This is a genomic window from uncultured Nisaea sp. (assembly GCF_963974195.1).
Taxonomy (GTDB): domain Bacteria; phylum Pseudomonadota; class Alphaproteobacteria; order Thalassobaculales; family Thalassobaculaceae; genus Nisaea.
Window position 1 is genome coordinate 1 of record NZ_CAXBDC010000068.1, and the last position, 26,009, is coordinate 26,009.

Genomic DNA, 26,009 nt, shown 5'->3' on the forward strand with positions numbered 1-26,009 from the left:
TGGCCGGTCTGAAGCCGGAATTCGACAAGCGCGGCGTCAAGGTGCTCGGCCTTTCTGTCGACGGTCTCGGCGACCACGAAAAATGGGCCGACGACATCAAGCAGACCCAGGGCAACAGTCTGAACTTCCCGCTGGTGGCGGATCACGACAAGACGGTCGCCGGTCTCTACGACATGATCCACCCGAACGCGAATGACACGCTGACGGTGCGCTCGGTCTTCGTCATCGACGGCAACAAGAAAGTCCGTCTGATCCTGACCTATCCGGCCAGCACCGGACGGAATTTCGACGAAATCCTGCGCGTGGTCGATTCCCTGCAGCTTACCGACAAGCACAAGGTGGCGACGCCGGTGAACTGGACCAGCGGCGACAAGTGCATCATCGTCCCGGCTCTGTCGAACGACGATGCGAAGAAGCTGTTCCCGGGTGGCTGGGACGAGCAGCGCCCCTATCTCCGGGTGGTTGATCAGCCGGGCGCGTAAGCACGGAGCATTTCGGGAAAAGGGCCGGTTCATCCGGCCCTTTTTGTTTTTGCATGATGACGGTGCCGTCACCCCGGCGAAGGCCGGGGCCAAGGGATCATAAGGCGGGGCGCATGTTCTCTGGATACCGGCCTCCGCCGGTATGACGATCGAATAGGTCTAGGCGAGGAGAAGGATTATGAGCCAAATGAACCAGCCTATCCGGAAGGCAGAGGGTTTCTCCGTCGGCTTCATCGGCCTCGGCGGCATGGGGCGCGGGGTGGTGAAGAACATGGCGAAGCATGGTGTCTCCGTCGCGGTTCACGATCTTGCCCCGGAGGCGGTGGCGCTGGCTGTCTCGCAGGGGGCGGTGGCTGAGCCGGATCTGGCGGCGATGGCGGCTAATGTTGACGTTCTTGGTATCTGCATCACCACGGCTGAGGCGGTCCAGAAACTCGCGCTCGGGCCGGACGGTCTGCTCTCCCATATGCGCAAGGGGGCGGTCTTCCTCGATCACACCACGGTCTCCCCGGATCATGTGGACAGGATGCGTGAGGCCTGCGCCGCGTGCGGCATCGAGTATTGCGAGGCGCCGATGACCCGGACGCCGGTGCATGCGGACCGGGGCGAGGTGAATATCCTGTTCGGCGGCACGGAGGCATTGCTGGAACGGTTGCGCCCGCTGTTCGAGACCTATGCCGAGAACATCTTCCATGTCGGCCCGGCAGGCCATGCGATCCGCCTGAAGCTGATCCACAATTACATCGCCTTCGCCAATGTCGCCTCCTGGTGCGAAGGCTTCGCGCTCGCGGCCCGGGAAGGGCTCGACATGGACAAGGTGATCGGCATCATCTCCGCTGCGGGAGGCAAGTCCGGCATGATGGATCTCTACGGTGAAGCCACTCTGAAGCGCGACTTCACACCGCTGATGTCCCTCGCCAACGCGCAGAAGGATGTCCGCTATTACGCCGAATGGCTGGAGCAGGCCGGCCTGCCGGGCTTCATGGCGGAATCTGTGCACCAGACCTATGCGCTGGCTTCCATCATGGGCTTCAAGGATGAAAGCTGCACGGCGGTGATCAAGGCGTACGAGAAACTGACCGGCGTTGAGGCGCGTCTGCCTGAAGTTTCGGAGGAGTAGGCTTGGCTTTCTCCTTCCCTTCCCAAACTCGTCATTCCCGCGCACGCGGGAACCCAGGGAAGGCAAGCGCAGCCTTATGATCTTCTAGGTCCCGCCCCTCCTCCGGGATGACGATCCTGGAGGAGGGGCGGGGGCATGGAAACATTCCGCTCACGATAGTTTTTGCTGCGCGCGGAGGCACAAGGGATTAGGCCTCCCCTGTAGGGGTTTGTGCGTCTTCCAATAAGGCGGAGATGATGGGACAGGATATGGCAGTGAAGGACGGCGCGCGGGCGTTCTGGTCGCTCGGCGATGGCCGGGGCGAGATCCGGGCGGTGGCGCTTGCCGCGCCGGGGCCGGATGAGGTGCTGGCGGAAACCGTCTATTCCGCCGTCAGCAAGGGCACGGAGAGCCTTGTTTTCCGGGGCGGTGTGCCGGAATCCGAATGGGAACGCATGGCCTGTCCGTTTCAGGAAGGGCAGTTTCCGGGACCGGTGAAATATGGCTATGCCGCTGTTGCCCGTGTGACCGGAGGCACCGCGCTGAAGCCTGGCTCCCTGATCTTCGCGCTCTACCCGCATCAGACCCGTTTCGTGCTGCCCGCCGCCGCCGCTATTCCGGTGCCGGAAGGCGTGACGCCGGAGCGGGCCGTGCTGGCCGCCAATATGGAAACGGCGCTGAATGCGGTCTGGGATGCGGAAGCTGCGCGTACCGGGCAGATCGCCGTGGTCGGGGGCGGCATGGTCGGTTTGCTGACCGGATATCTCGCCCGCCGGTTCTGGGGGGCGGAAGTCTGGGTGTTCGATCCGGTGGAAAGCCGGAGAACGGTAGCCGGGCAGCTTGGCCTCCATTATGCGGAAGCTGGCGCGCACCCGGAAAAATTCAGCCTGATCTTTCATGCCAGCGCGACCGAAGCCGGATTGCGCACCGCGCTTGATCTCGCGGCCTTCGAGGCGACCATCCTTGAGCTGAGCTGGTTCGGGGACCGCGAAGTTTCCCTGCCATTGGGCGGCGCCTTCCATTCCCAGCGCCTGACAATCCAGGCCTCCCAGGTTGGTGCCGTGGCGCCATCCCGGCGGGACCAGGCGCGGCACGCCGAACGGCTGGCCGAGGCGCTGACCCTGCTGGACGATCCCGCGCTCGACATTCTCATCACCGACGAGAGTTCCTTCGAGGCTCTGCCGGACGTTCTGGCCGGGCTTGTCGCCGGGGCGCCGGAAACCCTTTGTCACCGCATCCGTTATTCTGACTGACCGGAGTATTTCAATGTACGCACTCACCGTCCGCGACCATGTCATGATCGCGCACAGCTTCAATTCCGAAACATTCGGCCCGGCCCAGCGGCTGCACGGCGCGACATACGTGATCGACGTGGAATTCCGCCGGGCGGAGCTGGATGCTGACAATCTGGTTGTCGATATCGGCGCCGCCTCGGAGCGGCTCAAGGCGGTGCTGGAGCCGCTCGGCTACCGCAATCTGGACGAGTTGCCGGAATTCGCCGGAGAGAACACGACAACCGAATTCCTGGCCCGGCATATCTTCGACCGGATGGCGGGTGCGGTTGCGGCCGGAGAGCTTGGAGAAGGGGCGAAGGAACTCGCTTCCATGAAGGTAACGCTGCACGAATCCCACATCGCCTGGGCTTCCTATGAGGGGATGCTGTGAGCGCCGATCCATTCAAAGGCTCGGAGCCGCCCGTCCATTTCATCGTTCCGGGCGCGCTCGATACCCTGACGGGCGGGTTCATCTATGACCGGCATATGGTCGACGGTCTCCGTGCCTCCGGCAGGCTGGGCGGCGTGCATGAGATTGAAGGAGATTTCCCGAGGGCCCGGCCCTACGACATTGCCGCCGGTGCGGCGGTGCTGGCCGGATTGCCGGACCGCGCGCGCTGCGTGATCGACGGTCTGGCGCTGACCGCGCTGGGCCAGGCTGTCTCCCAGCATGCGCCCCGGCTCGACGTGGTGGCCATGATCCATCATCCGCTGGCGGATGAAACCGGACTCTCCGAGCGGGAGACGGAGGCCTTCTTCCAGGCGGAGAAAGCCATGCTGAAAGAGGTCGCGCGGGTCGTCGTCTCCAGCCGCCGCACGGCGGAGAGGCTGGCTGATTTCGATGTGCATCCCTCAACCGTTCATGTGGTCGAGCCCGGTATTGCCGATTGGGTGCCGTCGGTCGAAAGGCGTCCGGCGGAGGGGCCGCTGCGCATTCTCTCGGTCGGCACGCTGACGCGGCGCAAGGGGCATGACAGTGCAGTGCGGGCGCTGGCCAATTGCCGCGATCTCGACTGGAAGCTCGATATTGTCGGCGCGGCCCGCGATGCGGCCCATGCGGCTGAACTGAACAGCCTGATCGGAGAGCTCGGTCTGGCGGGGCGGGTAACCTTGCATGGGGAAGTACCCGATGAAGAATTGGCCCGGATACATGGCGCGGCCGGGCTGTTCTTGTCGGCAACGCATCATGAAGGGTTCGGCATGGCCCTTGCCGATGCCGTTGCCGCCGGGCTGCCGGTTCTGACGACCCATGAGGGTGCGGTTGCGAGTGCCGTGCGGGAGGCTTCCCGGCTGGTGCCCGCCGGTGATGTGTCCGCGTTGACGGAAGCCTTGCGGGATGTGCTCGGCAAGAGTGAGCAGCGGGTGCAGATGGCCGGACGCTCTGTCGCGGCGGCGGGCACGCTGTCCGACTGGGGCAGGGCCAAGGCGGCATTCCAGAGGGCGGTGGACGGGGTGATCCTGCAGTGAGCGGATTTTCCGACGCCTGGCTCAGTGCCCGCGCGGCCTGGGATACCCCGGCCCGGAACAGGGCCGTGCAGGATGCGCTGATCGACTGGGCCGGCAAACGCGCATCGAACGGAAAACGCCTCCGGATCGTCGATCTCGGGGCCGGGAACGGGAACAACCAGCGTTACCTCGCGCCGCTTCTGTCGGTGCCGGTGGACTGGATGCTGGTCGATAACGATCGGGCATTGCTGACCCGTGCGGAGCGGGCCGCCAGTCTGAAGCCGGGAGATACGCTGGTTCGCGAAATGACGGATCTGGCGCATGCCGATCTGGCAAAATTGATCGCCGGAGCTGATCTCGTTACCGCCTCCGCGCTGTTCGATCTGGTCTCGCAGGACTGGCTCGACACTCTGCTTGATGCCCTGAAGGGCGAGGGGGCGGCCCTGCTTGCCGTTTTGACCTATGACGGGCGGATGGAGACGGCCGCCAACCAGGAGGCGTTGGCGGCCGTCAGGGAGCTGGTCAACCGGCATCAACGGACGGACAAGGGGTTCGGCCCGGCGCTGGGCCCTGATGCCTCTGGCGCACTGTCCGCCGGTCTTGCCGCGCGTGCGTATGATGTGCGGGACGGGGAGAGCGACTGGATCGTCGGAGTGGTCGATCCGGGCGCGTCCGAGCTTGTCGGCGGCTGGGTGGAGGCTGCGTCCGAGATGGCACCGGAGCGGAGCGGTGATGTCGAGGCCTGGGCCGAAGCCTTATACGCGGCGCCGGAAGCCACGATCCGCGTTGGCCATGGCGATCATTTCGCCGTTCCCCGGATCAGTTGAGTCGGCAATCGAACAGAATATCCTGCCCCAGCCTGTAGGTGCCGGCCTCGAAACGCCGTGCGTCGGCGAGGGTTTCGATCTCCGGCAGCTCAAGGCCCGGGCGGCCGGAGCCGATCAGCATGGGGGCAACGGCGATATGCAGCCGGTCGATCCGCCCGGCGCTCAGGAAGCGTGAAATCGTATTCCCGCCGCCTTCGATCAGGATGGTGCGCAGGCCCCTGCTATGAAGCTGTTCCAGAAGCCTGTCCGGCGAGACCTGTTCGGTATCGTCTGCCGGAGCAATGGCGGAACAGTGTGGCGGCAGGCCGGAAATATCGCGGCCGGTTACCAGCAGGGTTTCGGCGTCGGGTTCCGCCAGCAGGGCATGCTCTGCCGGGACACGCCTTTTCGGATCGATCACCACACGGACCGGGTTCGGCCCGGAGACGCGCCGTGTCGTCAGACGGGGATTGTCCAGCACAGCCGTGTTGGCGCCAACAATCACGGCATCGGCGATGGCCCGGAGCCGGTGCAGATGGTCGAGGCTTTCTGGACCGTTGATGTAGTGGGAATGACCGCTGGCTGTGGCGATCCGTCCATCAAGACTTTGCCCGATCTGGGCGATAACGATCGGCCGTTCCACACAATCCCGGACAAGATCGCGGTAGAGCTGCCAGGGGATGCCGGCTGTGTCCCGGGACGAGGTTATCCCTTTCCCGCAGTCTTTCCCGAGTGCGGCCAGAATATCGGGCCATTCATCAGTCATGGCCGTGCCCGACTATTTTGCCGTCTTTGACCGGCCAGTCGGCAACATCGGAGATCAGCTCCGCAAACTGGGCTGCGTAGGCGGTGAGCAGGGTTGTACCCTGTTCCGCCGTCGCCAGACTTGCATTGCCGGTCGCCCCTTCCGGGTTCAGATCCTCCGCATTCCAGGCATAGCCCCCGGCCCCGGAAAGCCCCAGGCGCTTTGCCGTGTGCGCACGGTCTGCCGCCTTGTTCGGAAAGTTCGCGATCTTGTCCCGGCGTACCAGATCCGGGTGAAGCGTCAGCATCAGGGCGGTTTCGATCTGGCCGCCATGCAGGCCGAAGGACCGTTCGTCCTCGGCAACCAGGTTCGGCGGCAGGTCGAAGCGGAAGCTGTTCGCCCGCACGGCCAGCATGCCTGCCTCGCTGCGCAGCCGCTGTACCGCCAGATCGACGATCTGGGGTTGGCCGCCATGGCTGTTCAGGATGATCATTTTGCGCAGCCCGGCCGCAGCGATGGACAGGCCGATCTCGGTCCAGGAAGCGAGCAGGGTTTCGGCTTCATGGGAGAGCGTGCCGGCGAAATTCATATGCTCGGGGCTGAGGCCAACGGACTGGGAGGGGAGCCGGATCAGGTCGATATCCGGCGCGACCCGTTCGGCCGCGGCCGCGAGAATGCCTTCGCTGATCAGGATGTCGGTCGCCAGCGGCAGGTGCGGGCCGTGCTGCTCGATGGCACCAACGGGAAGCACCGCAATGGCGCGCGCCGGATCGAGCGCTGCGACATCAACTGTGGTCAGATGACCCCACGTCCTGATTGGCATCCTTTTGAATTTCCTCTGCTTTTGCTGCTGTGCTCGGTCGAAGACATACTGCCGGCATCAAGACTGTCAAGTCGATGCACGGCGATGTGATGAAATGACTGTCATAAATATGACGCTGAATAGTCATATTTTTAAAGCAAAACTTTCAAATTAAATCTCATGATCGTGCGTTTTTATTGAGCAACGGTAGTAAATTATAAATAATTATCAGTTATATTGTTTATGTCCGTGGATGAATGTTTGATTCATGGCGTTGTTATTGGCATGTCTTGGCACGGCAGGCGTTGGAACAATGTTAAGCTCACCTTTCCTTGCGGGAGCATATCTCGGCGTGCGGCGCCGCTGACGGACTCGAAGTCCGGCAGCGCACTGTCATTCTCCGGGATTCCCTGGCGTCGTCGCAGTCTGGGCGTTAGCCGCAGGCTGGCGGCTCTAGCGTCTGGTCATCCGCGTCATGGATCCGGATAAGGATCCGGCGCGGCAGGCTGCTTTGCTGCCGGCTGCGCAACCGTTCGGCACGGCTGCGACCGAGAGGCTTTATCTCCAGCGGGTCGTCCCGGTCGGCATCTTGCGTCCGGATGCCGAGGCCGAGATCGTCGAAGCCGATCAGATGCAGTGACCAGTTTTTCTTCCGCCAGGTGACCCGGGCCGCCGCTGGTGTGGCCACGGGCGGCAGACAGCTCTCGTCAGGCTCTCCCAGATCATCGGTCAGGTGTTGCTGGATATTTCCGGCGCTTCTTCTTGTTGCCGCCGCGTGCCGCCGTTCAAGCAGGATCTGCCGCAGCGTATCCGCAGGATCGAATTGCAGATAGACGCGGAAGCCGGATCCAAACGCTTTCATTTCAGGAATGACCAGCAGCGCTTTCAGATGGCCGAAATTGATACCGGGTGTCAGGCGCTTTGCCTGTGGCAGGGCATTTGAGGCCGCGCGCACACTCATGCCGAATTCAAGATGTGAGAATGGTGGCGGCGGGAGTGTGTCCTGCTGCGTTGTGGCGACGGCAGGGCCCGTCGATGCCATCAGCAGATAGATCAGTATCAGTATAGCGGCGGGAGCCGTTCGCATTCTTATCTGAGGCCGGCGCGCATCAGGCCGCGTTTCAATCCGCTGAACCGGCCTATCGCGGCAAGCCCCGCCTGGCGGATCAGTTTCTGCGGCCCGGACGGGCGGGTGGCGACGCCGGCAAGGGCGCCTATGGCGGACAGCCGCCCGGCGACGTCGGGCTGACGGCGGGGGGCATAGGCGCCGAGCACCTGCTGGCTGCCGATATCCTCGCCTTTGGTGGCGGCCTCTGTCAGCAGCGATCGCAAGGTCATGATGTCCCGCACGGACATGTTCCAGCCCTGGGCGGCGATGGGGGGCGCGATATGCGCGCTCTCGCCGATGACCACGATCCGGTCCCGCGCGGGTTGCGGCGTGAAGCCGAGTGCCAGCGGGAAGACGGCTTTCGGACCGGTGAAGGCGATATGCCCGAAAGTGTCCTGTCGGCGTGTCAGCTTGCGTTCGATGGTTTCGTCCGGATGCGCGGAGAGGGCGGCGATCTCATCCGGGGAAGCAATGGTGATCAGGGAGGCGTCATGCTCCGCGACGGGGATCAGGGTCAGCGTGCCGGTATCGTCATACCGTTCGATACAGAGCCGTTCGTGCGGGTGCTCAAGCCGGACCGGCACGCACAGTGCGCTCCGGCCGAGCGGTTTCTTGCGCATTCTGATACCGGCTGCTTCCCGGGCCAGGGATTGCAAGCCGTCGGCGGCAATAACCAGACGGGCTTCTATCGTCTTGCCGTCATCCGTTGCGATCCGGACGCTGTCCGCCGAGGGCAGAACGCCGGTGACCGTGGCTTTGTGCTGCGGGACATCGGGCATGACATCCATCAGATCCCGGATGAACAGGTTCTGGGCCAGAAAATCCTCACCGGCATCTTCCGCCGTGAACAGTTCCGAGACAATCCCGAACGGACCGGTTGTCTCAATCCGAAGATCCAGAAGCGGGGTTGCCCTCGTGCGGACATCGATGCCGAGGGCATCCAGTGATTCAACGCTCGATGGCATCAGGGCCGTGGTGCGCGGGTCGGCGGACCGGTTGGCATCGGGTCCGATCATCACCACACTCTCCCCGCAAGCGCAGAATGCGTGGGCGGCGAGACGGGCGGTCGGACCATTTCCTATGACGGCGATATCGACGAGCATGACGGTTCCTTAATGGCGCTCTTCAGTGTCGGCCGGGCGTTGGTAATCTGCAAGTTTTCACCGTGCGGCTTATGTGGACCCGCAATGGTTGATGTAGGCGGTGGTTTTTTATGTCGTATTTTATCTGTGTGAAGCTCAGAAACCAGCTCTGAGAGCCGCTTGGCGGCAAAATACAATATAGCGCATATTAATAAAAATTCACCTATGACGACCACGTAAAAATTGAATGTTTCGGCGCAATATTGTATGGTTATGCATCTGAACGCCAATTGCCCAAATCAATAAAGGCAGTGTCGCTAAGCTTCGGCAAGGCAATGCGCATAATGGCGGCGCCTGATCGGGCGCAGCAGAACGCTTTTAGACGCTGCGATTCAGCTTGAGAGGGGCCATCCCCGATCCGCATAGTCGCTATAGCTATACAGACTTTTGATTCAGGGACGTCTAAACGGCATGGGGGTGAGGATATGAAGAACGCGGCTAATCGTCTGGTTGACGATCTGTCTGAGGACTCAACGTTGGCGACGGATAAGGATGTCGCGGATCGGGGCAAGTCATCTACCTCGAACAATCCGGTCGATGTGTTTGTCGGTGCCCGTCTGCGCCGCCGCCGGAAGGAAATGGGGATGACCCAGCGCATTGTCGCGCAGAAGATCGGCGTCACCTCCCAGCAATATATGAAATATGAGCGCGGCGATAACCGGATCAGTGCATCGCGCCTGTTCGACGTGGCCTCGGTCCTGAATACGCCGGTTTCTTTCTTCTTCGACGAGATGGACGAGCAGACGATTGCCCAGTCTCCGGCGCGCCTGCTGGGTGGCGAAGGTATGGCGCCGCCAATGGTCAGCACCCATGATGTCGAGATTGACTCGCCGCTGGCACGCCGTCAGGCCAGTGAGCTTGTCCGGCTCTGGTGCGATCTGCCGGAACATGCCCGGACCCGCATCGTCGATCTGGTGCGGACAATGTCGGAACTGGCTGATCCGGGCCAGGATAACGACCGGAGCTGACCTCTGGCTTCAGGCCGGACCGGCATTTTGAATAACAGACATTCTGAATAAATTGCCGCCTCGGCGGCAATTTTTGTTTCCGGGGGGGATGTATCCGTTTGCCGGCTCAATCCGTCACGATTGTGTAGGGTTCGGCCAGATGATGCTCTTCCAGATTGTCACCGGGACCAACCCGGTCCACGATCAGGAAATCTGCGGGGCCTGCCAATGGCGCCAGAACGCCATGCCAGCAATTCATCCTGTACTGGATACCCTGACTACCGTTCGTCAGGAACGCGCGCGGTGTGCCGGGTGTGCCATCCTCATCCCCCGCGACGATAACCAGGAACTGTGTTCCCGCCATCGGCACGAAAGCCTGACTGCCATGGGGATGCCGCTCCATCATGCCGAGGGAGAGCGGCAGGGTGATGGCCTCGCTGCGTCCGACACTGAGACTGAGGGTGCCGTCAGTATCCGTCTCCGGGCGGGCGAGATCGTGATGACGGCCGCAGAGCCCGGCATTGATCATGAAGTCAGGTGTACCCGTCGCTTCCAGCACATCACCGAAAGGTGCGAAACCTTCCGCCGTCAGCGGCTCCGCCCTGATCGTCCGTCTCATCGCCCGAATCCGCCGACGCCGGTCAGTTTCGGATGCCGGTGCATGTCCTTGTAGAGCAGGTAGCGGAAGGGCTCCGGCCCGGCGGCGTAGCAGGCCTGCGGGCAGAAAGCGCGAAGCCACATATAATCGCCCGCCTCGACCTCAACCCAGTCCTGGTTCAGTTTGTAGACACCCTTGCCCTGCAGCACGTAGAGGCCGTGCTCCATGACGTGGGTTTCCTCGAACGGAATGGTGCCGCCCGGCTGGAAAGTGACGACGGTGATATGCATGTCGTGCCGCAGGTCTTCCGGATCGACGAACCGGCTCGTCGCCCAGCGGCCTTCCGTGTCCGGCATGGCGTTGGGGGTAATGTCTCGATCATTCGCGAACAGAGGTTCGGGCGTGTCGATCCCTTCGACAGCCTCGTACATCTTGCGGATCCAGTGAAACTTCGCCGTCTCGCTGCCATTGTTCCGCAGGGTCCAGCCGGAGGAGGGCGGCAGGAAGCCGAAACTTCCCGTCTCAAGCACATGCTCTGCCCCACCGACGGTAACGGTGACAGAGCCGGAGACAACGAACAGCGCGCCTTCGGCACCCGCTTCCGGCTCCGGCTTGTCCGAGCCGCCGCCGGGAGCGACTTCCATCACATAGTGCGAGAAGGTCTCGCTGAAGCCGGAAAGCGGCCGGGCGATGATCCAGCCGCGCGATTTCTCCCAGAAGGGAAACAGGCTGGCGACGATATCGGTCATCACGCCTTTCGGGATCACCGCATAGGCATCGGTGAAGACCGCCCGGCCGGTCATCAACTCGCGCTGGCCCGGCAGGCCGCCCTCAATGGCGAAGTAGGACCCGCCGTTCTTGTTTCCGGTGCTCATGGCAGCAGATCCTTCAATCTCAACTCGGTGATGCGTTCGACCTGACGGCAGGCCTCAGCCATTTCCGCCTCCCGGTCATTGCCGATGCGGCGCTGGAAGGCGGCAAGGATGCCTGCCTTGTCATGATCGCGGACGGCGATGATGAAGGGGAAGCCGTGCTTCGCCACATACTGCGCGTTCAGATCCTCGAAACTGGCGCGCTCGGCGTCGGTCAAGGCATCGAGGCCGGCGCTGGCCTGCTCTGCGGTCGAGTTTTCGGTCAGGCGCTTGGCCTGCGCCAGTTTGCCCGCGAGATCCGGATGCGCGTTCAGCACTTCGAGCCGCTCCGCCTCACTGGCCGAGCGGAAAATCCGGGTAAGGGCGCTGTGCAGACCGGTCGCCGTGTCGTGCGCCGGGCCGCGTTCAAGGTCGAAGGCCTGCTCGGCGATCCAGGGTGAGTTCTCGAAGATACCGCCGAAGCATTCCACGAACCGCTCCCGGGACATGGCGCCGGGCCGCTCCCGACGTGTGTGCGGGAAGTTGGCTTTCCAGTGCTCCGCAATCTCGATCCGGCGGGCGAACCAGACATCGCTATGGGACTGTGCATACTCGATGAACCGCTTCAATCCGGCCGCACGTCCCGGCCGTCCGGTAAGGCGGCAATGCAGGCCAACGGACATCATGGCCGGGCGCCCTGCGGCGCCTTCCGCGTAAAGACCGTCGAAGCTGTCTTTCAGATATTGAAAGAACTGCTCACCCGTATTGAAGCCCTGTGGCGTGGCGAAGCGCATGTCGTTGGCGTCGAGCGTGTAGGGGATGATCAGCTGGTCGCGCTCGCCTGCTTCCATCCAGTAGGGCAGGTCATCGGCATAGCTGTCGGAGATATAGTCGAAGTCACCGCGCGCAGCGACGAGACCGACCGTGTTCATCGAGCAGCGGCCGGTATACCAGCCGCGCGGCGCCTCTCCGGTGACTTCGGCGTGCAGGCGGATCGCTTCCACGATCTGGGCCAGCTCCTCCGCCTCGCTCATGTCCTTGTGCTCGATCCATTTCAGCCCGTGCGAGGCAATTTCCCAGTTGGCCTCCTGCATGGCCTTCACCTGCGACGGGCTACGCGCCAGTGCCGTGGCAACGCCGTACACGGTGATCGGGATGCCCGCCTCGGTGAACAGCCGGTGCAGGCGCCAGAAACCGGCCCGGGCGCCATATTCATAGATCGATTCCATGTTCCAGTGCCGCTGGCCCGGCCAGGCGGCGGCGCCGACGATCTCCGACAGGAAGGCTTCAGAGGCTTCGTCCCCGTGCAGCAGGTTGTTCTCGCCACCTTCCTCGTAATTCAGGACGAACTGCACCGCGACCTTCGCACCGCCCGGCCAATCGGCATTCGGAACGGTCTGGCCGTAGCCTTCCAGGTCGCGCGGATAGGTCCCCATATTTCATCCTCTTCATGCCTGCGGGCGTCATCGTTCCAGAGAACCGCGCGGCGGACATTCAACAAAATTTTGAAAGAGTCTTATGACAAGGCCCCTTTCATATACAATTCCTAGACAATCTAATTCAGTCAAAGAACGCGGTCTTGCAAAGACTGCAACCGGGAACAACCCGGGAAAACAGGGGCAGACTTGCTATGGCGTCAGGACGATTGACGACTCATGTGCTGGATCAGGCGGCCGGAAGACCGGCGGCGGGGCTCAAGATCGAGCTTTTTAGACTGATCGATAGCACTCCGCAGCTCATCTCCAACGCGGTCACCAATCTCGATGGACGCACGGATGGGCCTATGGCCGATGGCGAAAGTTTCACGCCTGGCACCTACGAGCTGCTGTTCCATGCCGGGGATTATCTGAAAGCGGCGGGCCATGTCGGCGACGGCATCCTGTTCCTCGACACCATTCCGCTGCGCTTCGGTATCGCCGATGTGGACCAGCATTTCCATGTGCCGCTGCTGCTCTCCCCCTACGGCTATGCGACCTACAGGGGGAGCTGACCGGTGACCATGGCGCGGGGTGAAATCCGGTTTCTGTTGAACGATCGCGAGATACGTCTTGGGTCGGTCGGGGCCGGTGACACTCTGCTGGACCATTTGCGCCTCGACCAGCGCCTGCGCGGCACCAAGGAAGGCTGTGCCGAAGGCGATTGCGGAGCCTGCACGGTACTGGTTGGCAGGCTCGCCGGTGGCACGATCCGCTACGAGACCGTCAATGCCTGCATCCGGTTACTCGCGTCCGTCGATCTCTGTCATGTGGTGACAGTGGAATATCTGCGCGGCGCGGAAGGCGCGCTTCATCCGGTGCAGCAGGCCATGGTCGATCATCATGGCAGCCAGTGCGGCTTTTGCACGCCGGGCGTCGTGATGTCGCTCTACGCTCTCTGGATGGAGCATGGCTGTACATCCACGGAGGCGGTGGAAACGGCACTGCAGGGAAATCTCTGCCGTTGCACAGGCTATGAGCCGATCATCCGCGCGGCACTCGCTGCGGGTAATATCGCGCCGGATGGGGACCCCCTCATGGCGGAGCGGGCGCAAGTGCTCAATCGGTTGGGGACGATGAATGACGGTGCGCGGGTCATGGTGTCCCGCGATGGCAGCACCGCGATCCTGCCGTCGACGGTCGCAGATCTGGCGCTGATCCTTGATGAGTACAGACACGCGACAATCGTTGCCGGCTCCACCGATGTCGGACTCTGGATCACCAAACATATGCGGGATATCTCGCCCGCGATTTTCATCGGCCATCTGGAAGAACTGAAGCGGATCTCGGTGGAAGAGGGTGCAGTGACGCTGGGCGCCGGTGTCAGCTATTCCGACGCGGCGTCTGTTATCGCGAAACATTTCCCACATCTGTCTGAATTCTGGAACCGGATTGGCGGCTGGCAGGTGCGCAACATGGGCACAATCGGCGGCAATATCGCCAACGGCTCCCCCATCGGCGATACGCCGCCTGCGCTGATTGCGCTCGGGGCGGAGCTGACACTGCGGCGGATAGAGGGCAGCCGGCGCATTCCGCTGGAAGATTTCTTCATCGACTATGGCAAGCAGGACCGGGCGCCGGACGAGTTTGTCGAGGCGGTGCATATTCCGCTGCCTGCCGCCGGAACATTGCATGCCGCCTACAAGATTTCCAAACGCCGGGACGAGGATATTTCGGCTGTTTGTGCCGCCTTTTCCGTCGCTGTGCACGACGGGAGGGTGTCGAGTGCCCGATTGGCCTTCGGCGGCATGGCGGCAACGCCGAAACGGGCGGCCAACGCTGAGGCCGCTCTGACAGGCCAGCCCTGGAGCGAAGCAAGCGTTCGGGCGGCGATGGCGGCTTTGAGCGACGATTTCACGCCGCTGTCCGACTGGCGTGCTTCCGCCGAGTACCGCAGCCGGGTCGCGGCGAATCTTCTGCTGCGGTTTTATCTTGAGACGACCGGCACCGCGCCGGTCCGGCTGAGCGCCTGATGGACGGCGACCGGCAGCGTGGGGCGATTACGGTGCGGGGCGGTGTCCATAGCGCCGAGCGGCACGACTCCGCCCATAAACATGTCACCGGTGCAGCTGACTATATCGACGACATGGCGGAGCCGGTCGGCACCCTGCATGCCTATCTCGGTCTTTCCGAGGTGGCCCATGCGGAAATCGCGTCCATCGACCTCTCAGCCGTGCGGGCGGCACCGGGTGTTGTGGACGTGCTGACAGCGGCGGATATCCCGGCGGTGAACGATGTCAGCCCGGTTCATGCCCATGACGATCCTGTCTTTGCCGAGGACAATGTGATGTTCTGGGGGCAGCCGGTCTTCGCCGTGATCGCGGAGAGCCGGGAGCAGGCCCGCCGCGCGGCGGCGCTGGCCCGGATCGAGTATCGCCCGCTTGATGCCGCCATCGATATCGACGCGGCCATTGCGGCGGGAAGCGATCTCGTTACCAAGCCTCTGAGGCTGGAGCGCGGTTCCGTCGACAAGGCGCTGGCTGAGGCACCAAACCGGATTACCGGCAATATGGAAATCGGCGGCCAGGATCACTTCTATCTGGAAGGCCATATCGCTTTCGCCATCCCGGGCGAGGATGAAATCGTTACCATCCATTCCTCGACCCAGCATCCGAGCGAAGCGCAGACTCTCGTCTCGCAGGTGCTTGGTGTGGCCGCGAATGCGATCTCAGTGCAGGTCCGGCGGATGGGTGGCGGCTTCGGAGGTAAGGAATCCCAACCGGCGCTGTTCGCTGCCGTTGCTGCTTTAGCGGCCAAGCGTCTGAATCGTCCCGTCAAACTCCGCCCGGATCGGGATGACGACATGATCGCCACCGGCAAGCGGCACGATTTCAAGGTTGCCTATGATGTCGGCTTCGATGACGAAGGCCGCATTCTCGCCGTCGAGGGGACATATGCCGCGCGCTGTGGTTTTTCGGCAGATCTCTCCGGCCCGGTGACCGACCGGGCGTTGTTCCATGCGGATAACGCCTATTACTTCCCGCATGTCCGGCTGAAATCCCTACCTCTCAGGACCAACACGGTTTCCAACACGGCCTTTCGCGGTTTTGGCGGGCCGCAGGGCGTGCTCGGGGCGGAGCGGATTGTCGAGGAAATCGCCTACGCGCTCGGCAAGGACCCGCTGGAAATCCGAAAGGCGAATTTCTACGGTCCGCCCGGGCGGGATGTGACGCCCTATCACCAGACGGTGACGGACTCGATCCTCGACCGGCTGGTGAGCGAGCTGGAAGAGAGCTCGGATTATCAGGCGCGGCGCGAGGCCATCCTCGACTTCAACCGGCAGGGTGGGGTGATCCGCAAGGGCATCTCGCTGACGCCGGTGAAGTTCGGCATCTCCTTCACGGCGACCTGGTTCAATCAGGCAGGCGCCCTGCTGCATGTCTACAAGGATGGTTCCATCCATCTGAACCATGGCGGCACGGAGATGGGGCAGGGGCTATTCACCAAGGTCGCGCAGATTGTCGCTGACTGCTTTCAGGTGGATCTTGGCCGCATCCGGGTCAGCGCGACCTCAACGGAGAAAGTGCCGAACACCTCCGCAACGGCCGCCTCTTCCGGCTCCGATCTGAACGGGATGGCAGCCCAGAGCGCGGCGGAGCAGATCAAGCAGCGGCTGGTCGATTTCGCTTCGGAGAAATGGTCGGTTCCAGCGGAAGAGGTGCGGTTCGAGGCAGGCGGCGTGCGCGTCGGGGGGGAGACGGTTCCGTTCGATGCACTGATCGCCGAGGCCTATATGGCGCGGGTGCACCTCTCCGCTGCCGGGTTCTACAAGACCCCCGATATCCACTGGGACCGTGAGGCGGGCAAGGGCCGGCCGTTCTATTACTTCGCCTATGGCGCGGCGGTCTCCGAGGTTTCCATCGACACGCTGACCGGCGAATACCGGGTCGAGCGCACAGATATCCTGCATGATGTCGGAAAATCCCTGAATCCGGCCATCGACAAGGGGCAGGTTGAGGGCGGTTTCGTGCAGGGCGTCGGCTGGCTGACCACGGAAGAGCTTTGGTGGGACGACAAGGGGAGGCTGCGTACGCACGCGCCTTCGACCTACAAGATCCCGCTCGCCTCCGACCGGCCACGGATTTTCAATGTCGCGCTGGCCGAATGGTCGGAGAACAAGGAACGTACTATCCGCCGCTCCAAGGCGGTGGGAGAGCCGCCACTGATGCTCGGCATCTCCGTGCTGGAGGCGATCTCCATGGCGGTGGCGAGCGTTGCCGATTACCGGGAATGCCCGCGCCTCGACACGCCGGCGACACCGGAGCGGGTGTTGATGGCGGTTGAGCGGCTGCGTGCAGGCGAAGGAGCCGGGGCATGAATACGCCGATTTCTTTCTTCACGAGCACTCCGGCGGCCATCCGGCTGGAGCTGGTCACGGTCAGGGGCTCCGCTCCGCGCGCGGAAGGCACGGTGATGTATGTCTCCGCCGAACGGATTGAGGGCAGCATCGGCGGCGGGCGGCTCGAATTCATCGCCATCGAAGCGGCGCGGGACATGCTGGAGGCAGGGTCATTCGAGCGGCGGCTTGAAGTCCCGCTTGGCCCGGAGATCGGCCAGTGCTGCGGCGGCTATGTCGCCATCGCCATGGATTTTCTGGATGCTGCAGCCCTTGGGGCGGAAGAGGCGCGTCATGCGGCAGAGCGCGGCACGCTACCGTCGGTCTATATCTTCGGCGCCGGTCATGTCGGACGGGCACTGGCAGACAGTTTCAGCCTGCTGCCGGTGCAGATCACGCTGGTGGATGAGCGGGAGGAGGAGCTGGCATTGTGTCGGGCTCCCGTCCGCCAGTGTCTGACGCCGTTGCCGGAAGCCGAAGTGCGGGCGGCACCTGCGGGCAGCGCCTTCATCGTGCTGACCCACGATCACGCGCTGGATTTCATCATTACGGCGGAGGCCCTGATGCGCGGCGATGCGGCCTATGTCGGAATGATCGGATCGGCTACAAAGCGAGCCTCGTTCGAGCGCTGGTGCCGCAAAAGCAACGCGCCGGTGGGACGGACGGAGCCGCTGATCTGTCCGATCGGCGCACAGGGAAGCGGAGACAAGCGGCCGGAAGTGATCGCCGCCTTCGTTACCGCTGAGGTGATCGCACGATTGACGGCGGTAGCCGGTCCGGTTGACCCTCAACTGGAACTGCAGGGGAGCGGGGGACTTGCATGAGTGACGGGACGACGAGCCGTCTGGATCTGAAAGGCATCACCAAGGCCTTTCCGGGCGTGCTTGCCAATGACGATGTCAGCTTTTCCGTGGCGCCGGGGGAAATTCACGCGCTGCTCGGGGAGAATGGCGCGGGCAAGTCGACGCTGGTGAAGATGATCTACGGCATCATGCAACCCGATGCCGGCGAGATCCGATTCGACGGTGAGCCGGTCCATGTCGCCAGCCCGAAAGCCGCCCGGGCCATGGGCGTTGGCATGGTTTTTCAGCATTTTTCGTTGTTCGAGCCGATGACCGTTCTGGAAAACATCGCCCTCGGTCTGGACGAAGCGATCTCCTATGCCGATCTCGAAGCCCGTATTCGCGAAGTGCTGGAAACCTATCATCTCGCGCTCGACCCACACCGCACCGTCGCCACGCTCAGCGTCGGCGAGCGTCAGCGGATCGAAATTGTCCGCGCGCTGCTGCTGGAGCCCCGGCTGCTGATCATGGACGAGCCGACCTCGGTGCTGACACCGCAGGAAGTCGCTCAATTGTTCGACACGCTGCGGGCGCTGGCCGCGCGGGGCTGCTCCATCCTCTATATCAGCCACAAGCTGCACGAGATCGTGGAGCTTTGCCATTCGGCGACCATCCTGCGCGGCGGCAAGGTCGTGGCGGAATGCGATCCACGCGACGAATCCTCCCGCAGCATGGCGGAGATGATGATCGGCGGCTCGCTCAAGGAAATCGAAAAGGCGGCGGACCGGAGCTTCGGCGCCGAGAGGTTCGTCGTCGGCGGTCTGTCCCTGGAGGCGGACGATGCGTTCGGCACCTCGCTGAAAGACATCACTTTCTCCGTCCGGGCTGGCGAGATCTTCGGTGTCGCCGGTGTTGCCGGGAACGGACAGAACGAATTAATGCTGGCGCTGAGCGGCGAGCGGCCGGTGGAAAGCGCCGATGCGATCAGTATCGACGGCAATGGCGTCGGAACATTCGATGCGGAGAAACGCCGCCGGTTCGGGCTCTGCGCCGTGCCGGAAGAGCGCAACGGCCATGGCGCCGTGCCCGTCTTTTCGCTCGCCGACAACGCAATCCTGACGGCCCGGACCCGCAAGAACATGGTGCGCATGGGCGTCATCGATACAGGCGTGGCCGAGAGCTATACGAACCAGGTGATCGACGGTTTTGCCGTCCGGACAACCGGTGCGAAGGCAGCAGCAAGTTCTCTTTCGGGCGGCAATCTGCAGAAATTCATCATGGGGCGGGAGATCATGCAGGCACCGGACGTGCTGGTGGTCTCGCAGCCGACATGGGGCGTGGATGCGGGCGCGGCGGCGGCGATCCACCAGGAACTCGTCGATCTGGCTGCACGCGGATCGGCCATCGTCGTCATAAGCCAGGATCTGGATGAGCTGATGGCGATCTCCGACACAATGGCGGTGATGAACGAGGGGCGGCTCTCGCGCACGCTCGCGGTCGGTGAGGCCTCGATCGAGGAGATTGGCCTCCTGATGGGCGGGGTGCATGGCGACCCGGAAGCAACAGCGGATTATACGGGAGCCTCCCATGCGGCTTGAGCTGGTCAAACGGAAACAGCCAAGCCGCGCCATGCTCTATCTCACACCGGTCTTCTCGGTGCTGCTGACCATGGTTGTCGGGGCCACGATCTTCTCGCTGCTCGGCTATGACGGGCCGGGGGCTGTCTGGAACATCTTCTTTGTACCGGCGCTCGACCCGAACAAATGGCAGGATCTGGGCATCAAGGCGGCGCCGCTGATCCTGATCGCCATCGGGCTTTCCGTCGGCTTCCGGGCCAATGTCTGGAATATCGGGGCGGAGGGGCAGTATGTCATCGGCGGGCTGGCCGGGACCGGCGTGGCGCTGGCCACCTGGCAGATGGAAGGCTGGTGGATTCTGCCGCTGATGTGCCTCGCGGGTGTGGCGGGCGGCATGCTTTATGCGGCCATCCCGGCATTTCTCAAGACAAAGCTGAACGTGAACGAGATCCTGACCAGCCTGATGCTGACCTATGTCTCGATCCAGTTGCTCTACTACCTGATGCGCGGTCCCTGGAAGGACCCGGAAGGCTTCAACTTCCCGCAGAGCCGGATGTTCACCGACAGCCAGATGCTGCCGGAGATCGGCAATAGTTTCGTGCATTACGGCGTGCCGATCGCTTTCATTGTCGCGCTGCTGGCCTGGTTCATTCTGTCCAGGACTGTGTTCGGGTTCGAGATCAGGGTGGTTGGCGCGGCGCCGAACGCGGCCCGGTATGGCGGTTTCAACCGAACCCGGACGATCTGGACGTCTCTGCTGACGGCCGGGGGGCTCGCCGGGTTCGCGGGCATTCTGGAAGCGGCGGGGCCTTACGGGCAGATGGTGCCGCAATTCCCGACCGGGTACGGCTTCACTGCGATCATCGTCGCCTTTCTCGGCCGGCTGCATCCGGTCGGCATCATGCTGGCGGCGATCATCCTCGCCATTTCCTATGTGGGCGGCGAGATCGCGCAATCCTCCATCGGTCTGCCGAACGCGGCTAGCGGTCTGTTTCAGGCGATGATGCTGTTCTTCCTGCTGGCGACCGACATTCTGGTGAACTACCGCATCCGCTTCAGCGGTCTGCGGAGCGGGGACGCGGCATGAACGAAGCCATTCTGATATCGATCCTCGTCACGGTCGTTGGTGCGGCAACACCAATCCTGCTTGCCGGTCTCGGCGAGCTGGTGGTGGAGAAGGCGGGCGTGCTCAATCTCGGCGTCGAGGGCATGATGCTGGTCGGCGCCGTCACCGGTTTCGCCGTCACCACCATGACCGGCGCCACCTTTCTCGGCATTGTGTCGGCAGGGTTGGCGGGGGCGGCGGCGTCGATGATCTTCGGCTTTCTGACCTTGACGTTGGCCGCCAACCAGGTCGCGACCGGCCTCGCGCTGACGATCTTCGGTGTTGGTTTGTCCTCGCTGATCGGTGCCGGGTTCGTTGGCCAGACGGTGACAATGCTCGGCCCGGTTTTCCCCGCCGCGCTTGCCGAGCATGAACATCTGCGTGTTCTGTTCGGCTACGATCCGGTGGTCTATTTTTCCTTCGCCATGACCCTCGTTGTCGCTTGGTTCCTGCGCCGGACACGAGCCGGGCTGATCCTGCGGGCGGTTGGCGAGAACGATGCCTCCGCCCATTCCATCGGCTATTCGGTGATCGGCGTGCGCTATATGGCCGTTGCTTTCGGCGGGGCCATGGCGGGGATCGGCGGCTGTTATTACTCGCTGTTCCTGACTCCGATGTGGGCGGAGCGGCTGACGGCCGGACGCGGCTGGATCGCATTGGCGCTGGTGGTCTTCGCCGCCTGGCGTCCTATGCGTCTTTTGGCTGGCGCCTATCTCTTCGGTGTGGTGATGACGCTGGAGCTGCATGCCAAGGCGGCAGGTTTCGAATATATTCCGCCGGAATTCCTGGCCGCCATGCCGTACCTCGCGACCATCGTCGTGCTGGCGCTGATCTCCCTGCGCAAATCCGTCGGCGCACAGGCGCCAGCCTGTCTGGGGAAGCCGTTCAAGCCGTCGACCTAGACGGCCAGCTCACGCCACGTCGGTCCGGTACACCAGGAAATCGGTGTTCCGTGCGAGGCGGTCGTAAAGGCCTCGCGCCGTTTTGTTGCTTGCCTGCGTGTGCCAGTAGATATCGCCAATACCGCGTGCCCGGCAGGCATCGGCGACACCGTCGATGAGCTTTCGCCCAACGCCATGGCCGCGCGCGGCTTCCGCCGTGAACAGATCCTGCATATAGCAGGTATCCGCGATCCGGATCAGGTTCCGGTGGAAGATGAAATGGGTCAGCCCCACCAGCGTGCCATCGAGATCGGCGACCAATCCGTACACCGGTTCCTCATCGGACATCAGGCGCTTCCAGGTGGTGGCGACAATCTCATCGTTGAGGGCTGTGTCACCTTCACGTCCGTAGAAGGCATTGTATTGCGCCCATAGATCTTGCCAAACCGCGTAATCGTCGTGATGCAGGGGGCGGATGGAAATTGGGGTTGCGGGCATTGGCCGGGCCTTTTGTTCGGTGAGATGATTGCGGACAGGATCGCTTAAGCTAACGGCCAAGACATGAGCACACGCAAGAACCATTCCCCAGAAAAACCAGCCTCCACCTTTCATAAACGGGAAGCAGGAAAGTTATTTGTATTGATAAATATAACCGTTTGGATATATTTATGGAGCGAGGCTCATGAGTTGGTCGGTGGTGATCCTCAATGATTTGGTTGAAGCTGAAATTGCCGCGTTGCCCAATGACATTCAGGCTGACTTCTACCGCCTTGTAGAACTCATCCATGCGGTGGGGTTGGAAAATATCGGGCGCAAAAGATCCAGGCATTTGCGCGGAAAACTCTGGGAGCTGCGGTTGGACGGGCGTGATGGTATCGGCAGGACGCTTTACGTGACCGCTTCCGGGCGCCGCGTCGTCATCTTGCATGCATTCGTCAAGAAGAGCCAAAAAACACCGGCGGCGGCTTTGGTGCTGGCAGAGAAACGAGCGAAGGAGCTGGACTGATGAAATCCGCCCTGGAACTGCGTGATAAACAGTTGGCTGCCAATCCGGAGCTCAGAGCGGAGTATGATCGCCTCGGTCCGGTTTACGAGATGGTCCGGCAGTTGATTTCGGCGCGAAAAGCTGCCGGTCTCACCCAGGCGAGCCTGGCCGAGCGCATGGGAACGCAACAGTCCGTGATTGCCCGGATGGAAAATGGCGGCCGCTTGCCCAGCTTCGAAATGGTGGCCCGCTATGCAAGGGCGACAGGACGCCAGATCGCTCTGGTTCCTGCGGGAAACTAGAGCTTTGTCCGGACAGGTCAGACCGGGGATCGGGGCAGCCCTCTCATCATCCCCTCCACCCGGGCCTTGCATTTCTTCGTCATGAAATCGACGAAGAGCCTGATCTTCGGGTCGAGCAGGCGGCGGTGGGGGTAGAGGCAGGCGAGGGACGAAGGCGGCGGCGGGGTTTCCGTCAGGATCGGCACCAGAGCGCCGCTCTGGATATGACTTGCGACCTCGAACCAGGGCTTGTTGACGATGCCGCGCCCGGCCAGTGCCCATTCGGTCAAAACGTCTCCTTCATCCGCATCGTAGGGGCCGCGGACGTTGAAGCGGGTCGGGCCATTTTCGGTTTCCAGCGTCCAGAAATATTCCTGTGTGCCGGGGAAGCGCAGCAGCAGGCAGCGGTGGTTCTGTTCGGTCAGCTCTTCCGGCCTTTGCGGTGTACCGAAATGGTCGAGATAGACAGGCGCGGCGCAGAGCACGCGCGGGCAGTCCATGATCTTGCGCGCCTTCAGGCTGGAATCCTCCGGCGTGCCGAGCACGATGGCGACATCGACCCGCTCGTCGAAGATGTCCACCTTGCGGTCCGACAGACGGAGCTGGATGGCGAGATCAGGATAGAGGTCGTTGAATTCCGGCACCAGCGGGGCCACCACGCGTCGGGCAAGGCCAAGGGGCGAGAGCACTTTGATCGCGCCGCGCGGATGCTGGGAATAGTTCGCCACAGCCGCTTCCGCCCGGTCCAGCGCCTCGATGATTTCCTTGGCATGATCGTAATAGAGTCGCCCGGCCTCGGTCGGCGCGATCTTCCGGGTGGTCCGGTTGAACAGCCGGATTCCGAGCCGGTTTTCAAGATCTCGTATACGATTGCTGGCAACCGCTGGGGTCAGCCGAAGATCCCGCCCGCCCGCTGTAATGCTGCCGAGCTCGACGGTGCGAACGAAGACCCGGATACTGTCCAGATAGGGCATGGGTGCCTCTGATTTTCAATAAAACGTATAAAGTAAACAGGAGATATAGAGGTTTTGAAAGGGCGGCGGATTTGCCAGAGTGATGGCGTGCCGATCTGATGGGGGTGTCAATGCTTGAGCAGCTGCCGAATTCGGCGATTATCTGGGACTGGCTGGCTTTCGCGGCGCGCTGGCTGCATGTCATCACCGCCATCGCCTGGATCGGCTCATCTTTCTATTTCATCGCCCTCGACCTCGGGCTGCGCAAGGCGGCTGGTCTGCCGGAAGGCGCCCATGGCGAGGAATGGCAGGTGCATGGCGGCGGCTTCTATCATATCCAGAAATATCTGGTGGCCCCTGCGGCCCTGCCGGAGCATCTGACCTGGTTCAAGTGGGAGAGCTACTGGACCTGGGTGTCCGGTTTCGCACTGATGTGCATCGTCTATTACGGCGGGGCGGGGCTGTTCCTGATCGATCCCGCCGTCTGGGACGCGGAGCCCTGGATGGCGATCGCGGCCTCCGTCGCCTCGCTGGCATTGGGCTGGACGGTCTACACCTTCGCTTGCCGCTCACCGCTGGCGAAGAACCCGACGCTGCTGATGGTGCTGCTCTATTGCGCGCTGGTGGCGCTGGCCTGGGGATTCACGCAGATCTTCACCGGACGCGCTGCTTTCCTGCATCTGGGGGCGATCACGGCGACCATCATGTCCGCCAATGTTTTCATGGTGATCATCCCGAACCAGAAGATCGTTGTCGCTGATCTGAAGGCGGGCCGGGTGCCGGATGCGAAATACGGTGCCATCGCCAAGCTGCGCTCGACCCATAACAACTACCTGACGCTTCCGGTCCTGTTTCTGATGCTGTCGAACCATTATCCGCTCGCCTTCGCGACGGAATATAACTGGGTGATCGCCAGCCTGGTGTTCCTGATGGGCGTCACCATCCGGCATTTCTTCAACTCGATGCATTCCCGCAAGGGGCAACCCTGGTGGACATGGGCGGTGACGGTAGCCCTGTTCCTCGCCATTGTCCTGCTCTCGACCGCCGGGCCGAGGCAGACGGAGGAAGAGGCCGCCGAAGTGATGACGCCGGAGGCAACCCGGCTTGCCGCCTCGCCGCATTTCGAAGCGGTTTATGAGGCCGTGCTCGGCCGTTGCTCCATGTGTCATGCGAGCGAGCCTGCCTGGGATGGCATCGCCGTGGCGCCGAAAGGCGTGCTGCTGGAAACCGAGGCGCAGATTGCAGCCCATGCCCGGGAGATCTATCTGCAGGCGGGCCGCAGTCACGCCATGCCGCCCGCCAATGTCTCCTATATGGAGCCGGCCGAGAGGGCGCAGATCGTGCGTTGGTTTGAGGGTGACAGCCCGGTGGTGCAGTGATGCCCGATCTCATCCTGAGAGGCCGGGTTCTCAGCTTCCGGGACGAGCCGGCCGGCTACGATGACACAGCTTCGTTCCGCTATATCGAGGATGGCGGTATTCGGATCCGGGACGGCAGGATCGCCGAATGTACGGATTTCTCGACGCTGGAAACAGACGGGGCGGAGATCGTCGATCATCGCCCGCATCTGATTGTGCCCGGCTTCATCGATGCGCATACGCATTACCCGCAGATGCAGGTCATTGCCTCCTGGGGCGCCAAGCTGCTCGACTGGCTGGAGAAATACACCTTTCCGGAGGAGACCAAATTCTCCGATCCGGAGCATTGCCGCCGCATCGCGGGGCATTTTCTCGACACGTTGACGGCGCATGGCACGACCACGGCTGCCGTTTATTGCACCGTGCATCCTCAATCGGCTGAGGCGTTCTTCGCAGCGGCGGAAGAGCGCAACATGGCGATAATCGCCGGCAAGGTGATGATGGACCGGCACGCGCCGGAGGCTCTTTGTGACACACCGCAATCCTCTTACGACGATACCACGGCGCTGATCGGGAAATGGCACGGCAAGGGCCGGGCGCACTACGCGATCACGCCGCGCTTCGCCATCACCTCCACGCCGGAACAGATGGAGATGGCAGAGGCGCTGGTCCGCGAGAATCCCGATTGCTACCTGCAGACCCATCTCTCGGAGAACAAGGCCGAGATCGAACTGACCAGGGAGCTTTATCCGCAGGCGCGGGATTATTTCGATGTTTATGAGAAGTACGGCTTGCTCGGCGAGCGCAGCCTGTTCGGGCATTCCATTCACCTGACACACCGGGAGCGGGACCGGATGGCGGAGACCGGCTCGGTCGCCGTCTATTGCCCGACCTCCAACCTGTTCCTGGGCAGCGGTCTCTATGACGAGGCGGGGCTGAAGGAAGCGGGTGTGCGGCGGGCCATCGCCACGGATGT

General features: G+C 62.5%; 27 protein-coding genes and 1 pseudogene. 18 read left to right on the plus strand and 10 right to left on the minus strand.

The window, feature by feature from the left end:
• The 6 genes from AAC126_RS14895 to AAC126_RS14920 form a co-directional block, all read left to right on the plus strand.
• The coding region (locus AAC126_RS14895) for a redoxin domain-containing protein (protein ID WP_339854643.1) at positions 1-482 on the plus strand (482 nt) is incomplete at its 5' end.
• A 178-nt stretch (positions 483-660) separates the two neighbouring features.
• Complete coding sequence (locus AAC126_RS14900) at positions 661-1,602, plus strand: NAD(P)-dependent oxidoreductase (RefSeq protein ID WP_339854646.1); 942 nt, start codon at positions 661-663, stop codon at positions 1,600-1,602.
• Between the two features lie 248 nt (positions 1,603-1,850).
• On the plus strand, positions 1,851-2,834 hold the full coding sequence (locus AAC126_RS14905) for a zinc-binding alcohol dehydrogenase (RefSeq protein WP_339854647.1): 984 nt from the start codon (positions 1,851-1,853) through the stop codon (positions 2,832-2,834).
• Positions 2,835-2,847: 13 nt separating this feature from the next.
• Complete coding sequence (locus tag AAC126_RS14910) at positions 2,848-3,246, plus strand: 6-carboxytetrahydropterin synthase (RefSeq protein ID WP_339854651.1); 399 nt, start codon at positions 2,848-2,850, stop codon at positions 3,244-3,246.
• Positions 3,243-4,322, plus strand: coding sequence for a glycosyltransferase family 4 protein (locus tag AAC126_RS14915; protein ID WP_339854654.1), 1,080 nt, complete (start codon positions 3,243-3,245; stop codon positions 4,320-4,322). Before AAC126_RS14910 ends, AAC126_RS14915 begins: the two co-directional genes overlap by 4 nt.
• Positions 4,319-5,128 carry a class I SAM-dependent methyltransferase gene (locus tag AAC126_RS14920; protein ID WP_339854656.1) on the plus strand — a complete coding sequence of 270 codons (810 nt, stop codon included), beginning with the start codon at positions 4,319-4,321 and terminating at the stop codon, positions 5,126-5,128. The genes AAC126_RS14915 and AAC126_RS14920 overlap by 4 nt, the downstream gene beginning before the upstream one ends.
• Here AAC126_RS14920 and AAC126_RS14925 read toward each other — a convergent pair.
• From AAC126_RS14925 to AAC126_RS14940, 4 genes are all read right to left on the minus strand, one after another.
• Complete coding sequence (locus AAC126_RS14925; protein ID WP_339854658.1) at positions 5,121-5,873, minus strand: RibD family protein; 753 nt, start codon at positions 5,871-5,873, stop codon at positions 5,121-5,123. The genes AAC126_RS14920 and AAC126_RS14925 overlap by 8 nt on opposite strands.
• Complete coding sequence (locus tag AAC126_RS14930) at positions 5,866-6,675, minus strand: creatininase family protein (protein ID WP_339854661.1); 810 nt, start codon at positions 6,673-6,675, stop codon at positions 5,866-5,868. Before AAC126_RS14930 ends, AAC126_RS14925 begins: the two co-directional genes overlap by 8 nt.
• A gap of 412 nt (positions 6,676-7,087) precedes the next feature.
• Positions 7,088-7,696, minus strand: coding sequence for a hypothetical protein (locus tag AAC126_RS14935; protein WP_339854664.1), 609 nt, complete (start codon positions 7,694-7,696; stop codon positions 7,088-7,090).
• A gap of 47 nt (positions 7,697-7,743) precedes the next feature.
• Entirely contained in the window at positions 7,744-8,865 is a 1,122-nt protein-coding gene (locus AAC126_RS14940; RefSeq protein WP_339854667.1) for an FAD-dependent monooxygenase, read from the minus strand.
• Between the two features lie 464 nt (positions 8,866-9,329).
• On the opposite strand from AAC126_RS14940, the gene AAC126_RS14945 reads away from it, so the two are divergent.
• Complete coding sequence (locus AAC126_RS14945; protein ID WP_339854669.1) at positions 9,330-9,872, plus strand: helix-turn-helix transcriptional regulator; 543 nt, start codon at positions 9,330-9,332, stop codon at positions 9,870-9,872.
• 106 nt (positions 9,873-9,978) lie between these two features.
• Here the strand turns inward: AAC126_RS14945 and AAC126_RS14950 are convergent, their stop codons facing one another.
• The 4 genes and pseudogenes from AAC126_RS14950 to puuE form a co-directional block, all read right to left on the minus strand.
• Positions 9,979-10,470: an ureidoglycolate lyase gene (locus tag AAC126_RS14950; protein WP_339854671.1), complete on the minus strand. Its 492-nt coding sequence runs from the start codon at positions 10,468-10,470 to the stop codon at positions 9,979-9,981.
• Positions 10,467-11,324, minus strand: coding sequence for a bifunctional allantoicase/(S)-ureidoglycine aminohydrolase (locus AAC126_RS14955; protein ID WP_339854673.1), 858 nt, complete (start codon positions 11,322-11,324; stop codon positions 10,467-10,469). Before AAC126_RS14955 ends, AAC126_RS14950 begins: the two co-directional genes overlap by 4 nt.
• Positions 11,321-11,809 (minus strand): 2-oxo-4-hydroxy-4-carboxy-5-ureidoimidazoline decarboxylase, encoded by a 489-nt coding sequence (gene uraD / locus AAC126_RS14960; RefSeq protein WP_339854697.1) that lies wholly within the window; start codon positions 11,807-11,809, stop codon positions 11,321-11,323. Before uraD ends, AAC126_RS14955 begins: the two co-directional genes overlap by 4 nt.
• 36 nt (positions 11,810-11,845) lie before the next feature.
• A pseudogene (gene puuE / locus AAC126_RS14965) lies at positions 11,846-12,736 on the minus strand (allantoinase PuuE); the annotation flags it as partial.
• Positions 12,737-12,930: 194 nt separating this feature from the next.
• Here puuE and uraH point away from each other — a divergent pair.
• Genes uraH through AAC126_RS15000 form a run of 7 tightly spaced genes read left to right on the plus strand, consistent with a single transcriptional unit; the run spans position 12,931 to position 21,477 of the window.
• Positions 12,931-13,290: a hydroxyisourate hydrolase gene (uraH, locus tag AAC126_RS14970; RefSeq protein ID WP_339854675.1), complete on the plus strand. Its 360-nt coding sequence runs from the start codon at positions 12,931-12,933 to the stop codon at positions 13,288-13,290.
• Between the two features lie 9 nt (positions 13,291-13,299).
• On the plus strand, positions 13,300-14,748 hold the full coding sequence (xdhA, locus tag AAC126_RS14975; RefSeq protein WP_339854699.1) for a xanthine dehydrogenase small subunit: 1,449 nt from the start codon (positions 13,300-13,302) through the stop codon (positions 14,746-14,748).
• Complete coding sequence (gene xdhB / locus AAC126_RS14980) at positions 14,748-17,093, plus strand: xanthine dehydrogenase molybdopterin binding subunit (protein ID WP_339854677.1); 2,346 nt, start codon at positions 14,748-14,750, stop codon at positions 17,091-17,093. Before xdhA ends, xdhB begins: the two co-directional genes overlap by 1 nt.
• Positions 17,090-17,935 carry a xanthine dehydrogenase accessory protein XdhC gene (gene xdhC, locus AAC126_RS14985; protein WP_339854679.1) on the plus strand — a complete coding sequence of 282 codons (846 nt, stop codon included), beginning with the start codon at positions 17,090-17,092 and terminating at the stop codon, positions 17,933-17,935. The genes xdhB and xdhC overlap by 4 nt, the downstream gene beginning before the upstream one ends.
• Positions 17,932-19,491 (plus strand): ABC transporter ATP-binding protein, encoded by a 1,560-nt coding sequence (locus AAC126_RS14990; RefSeq protein WP_339854680.1) that lies wholly within the window; start codon positions 17,932-17,934, stop codon positions 19,489-19,491. The genes xdhC and AAC126_RS14990 overlap by 4 nt, the downstream gene beginning before the upstream one ends.
• Positions 19,481-20,557 (plus strand): ABC transporter permease, encoded by a 1,077-nt coding sequence (locus tag AAC126_RS14995; RefSeq protein WP_339854682.1) that lies wholly within the window; start codon positions 19,481-19,483, stop codon positions 20,555-20,557. Before AAC126_RS14990 ends, AAC126_RS14995 begins: the two co-directional genes overlap by 11 nt.
• Complete coding sequence (locus AAC126_RS15000) at positions 20,554-21,477, plus strand: ABC transporter permease (RefSeq protein ID WP_339854684.1); 924 nt, start codon at positions 20,554-20,556, stop codon at positions 21,475-21,477. Before AAC126_RS14995 ends, AAC126_RS15000 begins: the two co-directional genes overlap by 4 nt.
• 9 nt (positions 21,478-21,486) lie before the next feature.
• Here the strand turns inward: AAC126_RS15000 and AAC126_RS15005 are convergent, their stop codons facing one another.
• Positions 21,487-21,954 (minus strand): GNAT family N-acetyltransferase, encoded by a 468-nt coding sequence (locus AAC126_RS15005; RefSeq protein ID WP_339854686.1) that lies wholly within the window; start codon positions 21,952-21,954, stop codon positions 21,487-21,489.
• 184 nt (positions 21,955-22,138) lie between these two features.
• Between AAC126_RS15005 and AAC126_RS15010 the strand changes: the two genes are divergently transcribed.
• Both AAC126_RS15010 and AAC126_RS15015 read left to right on the plus strand, forming a co-directional pair.
• Positions 22,139-22,462: a type II toxin-antitoxin system RelE/ParE family toxin gene (locus AAC126_RS15010; RefSeq protein ID WP_339854688.1), complete on the plus strand. Its 324-nt coding sequence runs from the start codon at positions 22,139-22,141 to the stop codon at positions 22,460-22,462.
• A complete protein-coding gene (locus tag AAC126_RS15015) occupies positions 22,462-22,743 on the plus strand; it encodes a helix-turn-helix transcriptional regulator (RefSeq protein ID WP_339854689.1) in 282 nt (93 codons plus the stop codon). The genes AAC126_RS15010 and AAC126_RS15015 overlap by 1 nt, the downstream gene beginning before the upstream one ends.
• A gap of 17 nt (positions 22,744-22,760) precedes the next feature.
• Here the strand turns inward: AAC126_RS15015 and AAC126_RS15020 are convergent, their stop codons facing one another.
• The gene (locus AAC126_RS15020) at positions 22,761-23,696 is read right to left on the minus strand and encodes a LysR family transcriptional regulator (protein ID WP_339854691.1); all 936 of its coding nucleotides are present in this window, start codon (positions 23,694-23,696) and stop codon (positions 22,761-22,763) included.
• 110 nt (positions 23,697-23,806) lie between these two features.
• Here AAC126_RS15020 and AAC126_RS15025 point away from each other — a divergent pair, with 110 nt between their 5' ends.
• Together AAC126_RS15025 and guaD are read left to right on the plus strand one after the other, a co-directional pair.
• Positions 23,807-25,054, plus strand: a complete 1,248-nt coding sequence (locus AAC126_RS15025) for a urate hydroxylase PuuD (RefSeq protein ID WP_339854693.1) — start codon at positions 23,807-23,809, stop codon at positions 25,052-25,054.
• The coding region (gene guaD, locus AAC126_RS15030) for a guanine deaminase (RefSeq protein ID WP_339854695.1) at positions 25,054-26,009 on the plus strand (956 nt) is incomplete at its 3' end. The genes AAC126_RS15025 and guaD, both read left to right, overlap by 1 nt.

Bases quoted from the DNA above. Each gene is read 5' to 3' on its own strand.
- AAC126_RS14940 (WP_339854667.1), bottom strand. From the start codon at position 8,865: ATGCTCGTCGATATCGCCGTCATAGGAAATGGTCCGACCGCCCGTCTC.
- AAC126_RS14930 (WP_339854661.1), bottom strand. From the start codon at position 6,675: ATGCCAATCAGGACGTGGGGTCATCTGACCACAGTTGATGTCGCAGCG.
- uraD (WP_339854697.1), bottom strand. From the start codon at position 11,809: ATGTCCCGGGAGCGGTTCGTGGAATGCTTCGGCGGTATCTTCGAGAAC.
- uraH (WP_339854675.1), top strand. From the start codon at position 12,931: ATGGCGTCAGGACGATTGACGACTCATGTGCTGGATCAGGCGGCCGGA.
- AAC126_RS15005 (WP_339854686.1), bottom strand. From the start codon at position 21,954: ATGCCCGCAACCCCAATTTCCATCCGCCCCCTGCATCACGACGATTAC.
- xdhA (WP_339854699.1), top strand. From the start codon at position 13,300: ATGGCGCGGGGTGAAATCCGGTTTCTGTTGAACGATCGCGAGATACGT.
- AAC126_RS14925 (WP_339854658.1), bottom strand. From the start codon at position 5,873: ATGACTGATGAATGGCCCGATATTCTGGCCGCACTCGGGAAAGACTGC.
- AAC126_RS14995 (WP_339854682.1), top strand. From the start codon at position 19,481: ATGCGGCTTGAGCTGGTCAAACGGAAACAGCCAAGCCGCGCCATGCTC.
- AAC126_RS15025 (WP_339854693.1), top strand. From the start codon at position 23,807: ATGCTTGAGCAGCTGCCGAATTCGGCGATTATCTGGGACTGGCTGGCT.
- xdhB (WP_339854677.1), top strand. From the start codon at position 14,748: ATGGACGGCGACCGGCAGCGTGGGGCGATTACGGTGCGGGGCGGTGTC.
- AAC126_RS15000 (WP_339854684.1), top strand. From the start codon at position 20,554: ATGAACGAAGCCATTCTGATATCGATCCTCGTCACGGTCGTTGGTGCG.
- AAC126_RS14900 (WP_339854646.1), top strand. From the start codon at position 661: ATGAGCCAAATGAACCAGCCTATCCGGAAGGCAGAGGGTTTCTCCGTC.
- AAC126_RS14945 (WP_339854669.1), top strand. From the start codon at position 9,330: ATGAAGAACGCGGCTAATCGTCTGGTTGACGATCTGTCTGAGGACTCA.
- AAC126_RS14910 (WP_339854651.1), top strand. From the start codon at position 2,848: ATGTACGCACTCACCGTCCGCGACCATGTCATGATCGCGCACAGCTTC.
- AAC126_RS15010 (WP_339854688.1), top strand. From the start codon at position 22,139: ATGAGTTGGTCGGTGGTGATCCTCAATGATTTGGTTGAAGCTGAAATT.
- AAC126_RS14955 (WP_339854673.1), bottom strand. From the start codon at position 11,324: ATGAGCACCGGAAACAAGAACGGCGGGTCCTACTTCGCCATTGAGGGC.
- AAC126_RS14990 (WP_339854680.1), top strand. From the start codon at position 17,932: ATGAGTGACGGGACGACGAGCCGTCTGGATCTGAAAGGCATCACCAAG.
- AAC126_RS14950 (WP_339854671.1), bottom strand. From the start codon at position 10,470: ATGAGACGGACGATCAGGGCGGAGCCGCTGACGGCGGAAGGTTTCGCA.
- AAC126_RS14905 (WP_339854647.1), top strand. From the start codon at position 1,851: ATGGCAGTGAAGGACGGCGCGCGGGCGTTCTGGTCGCTCGGCGATGGC.
- AAC126_RS15020 (WP_339854691.1), bottom strand. From the start codon at position 23,696: ATGCCCTATCTGGACAGTATCCGGGTCTTCGTTCGCACCGTCGAGCTC.
- xdhC (WP_339854679.1), top strand. From the start codon at position 17,090: ATGAATACGCCGATTTCTTTCTTCACGAGCACTCCGGCGGCCATCCGG.
- AAC126_RS14935 (WP_339854664.1), bottom strand. From the start codon at position 7,696: ATGGCATCGACGGGCCCTGCCGTCGCCACAACGCAGCAGGACACACTC.
- AAC126_RS15015 (WP_339854689.1), top strand. From the start codon at position 22,462: ATGAAATCCGCCCTGGAACTGCGTGATAAACAGTTGGCTGCCAATCCG.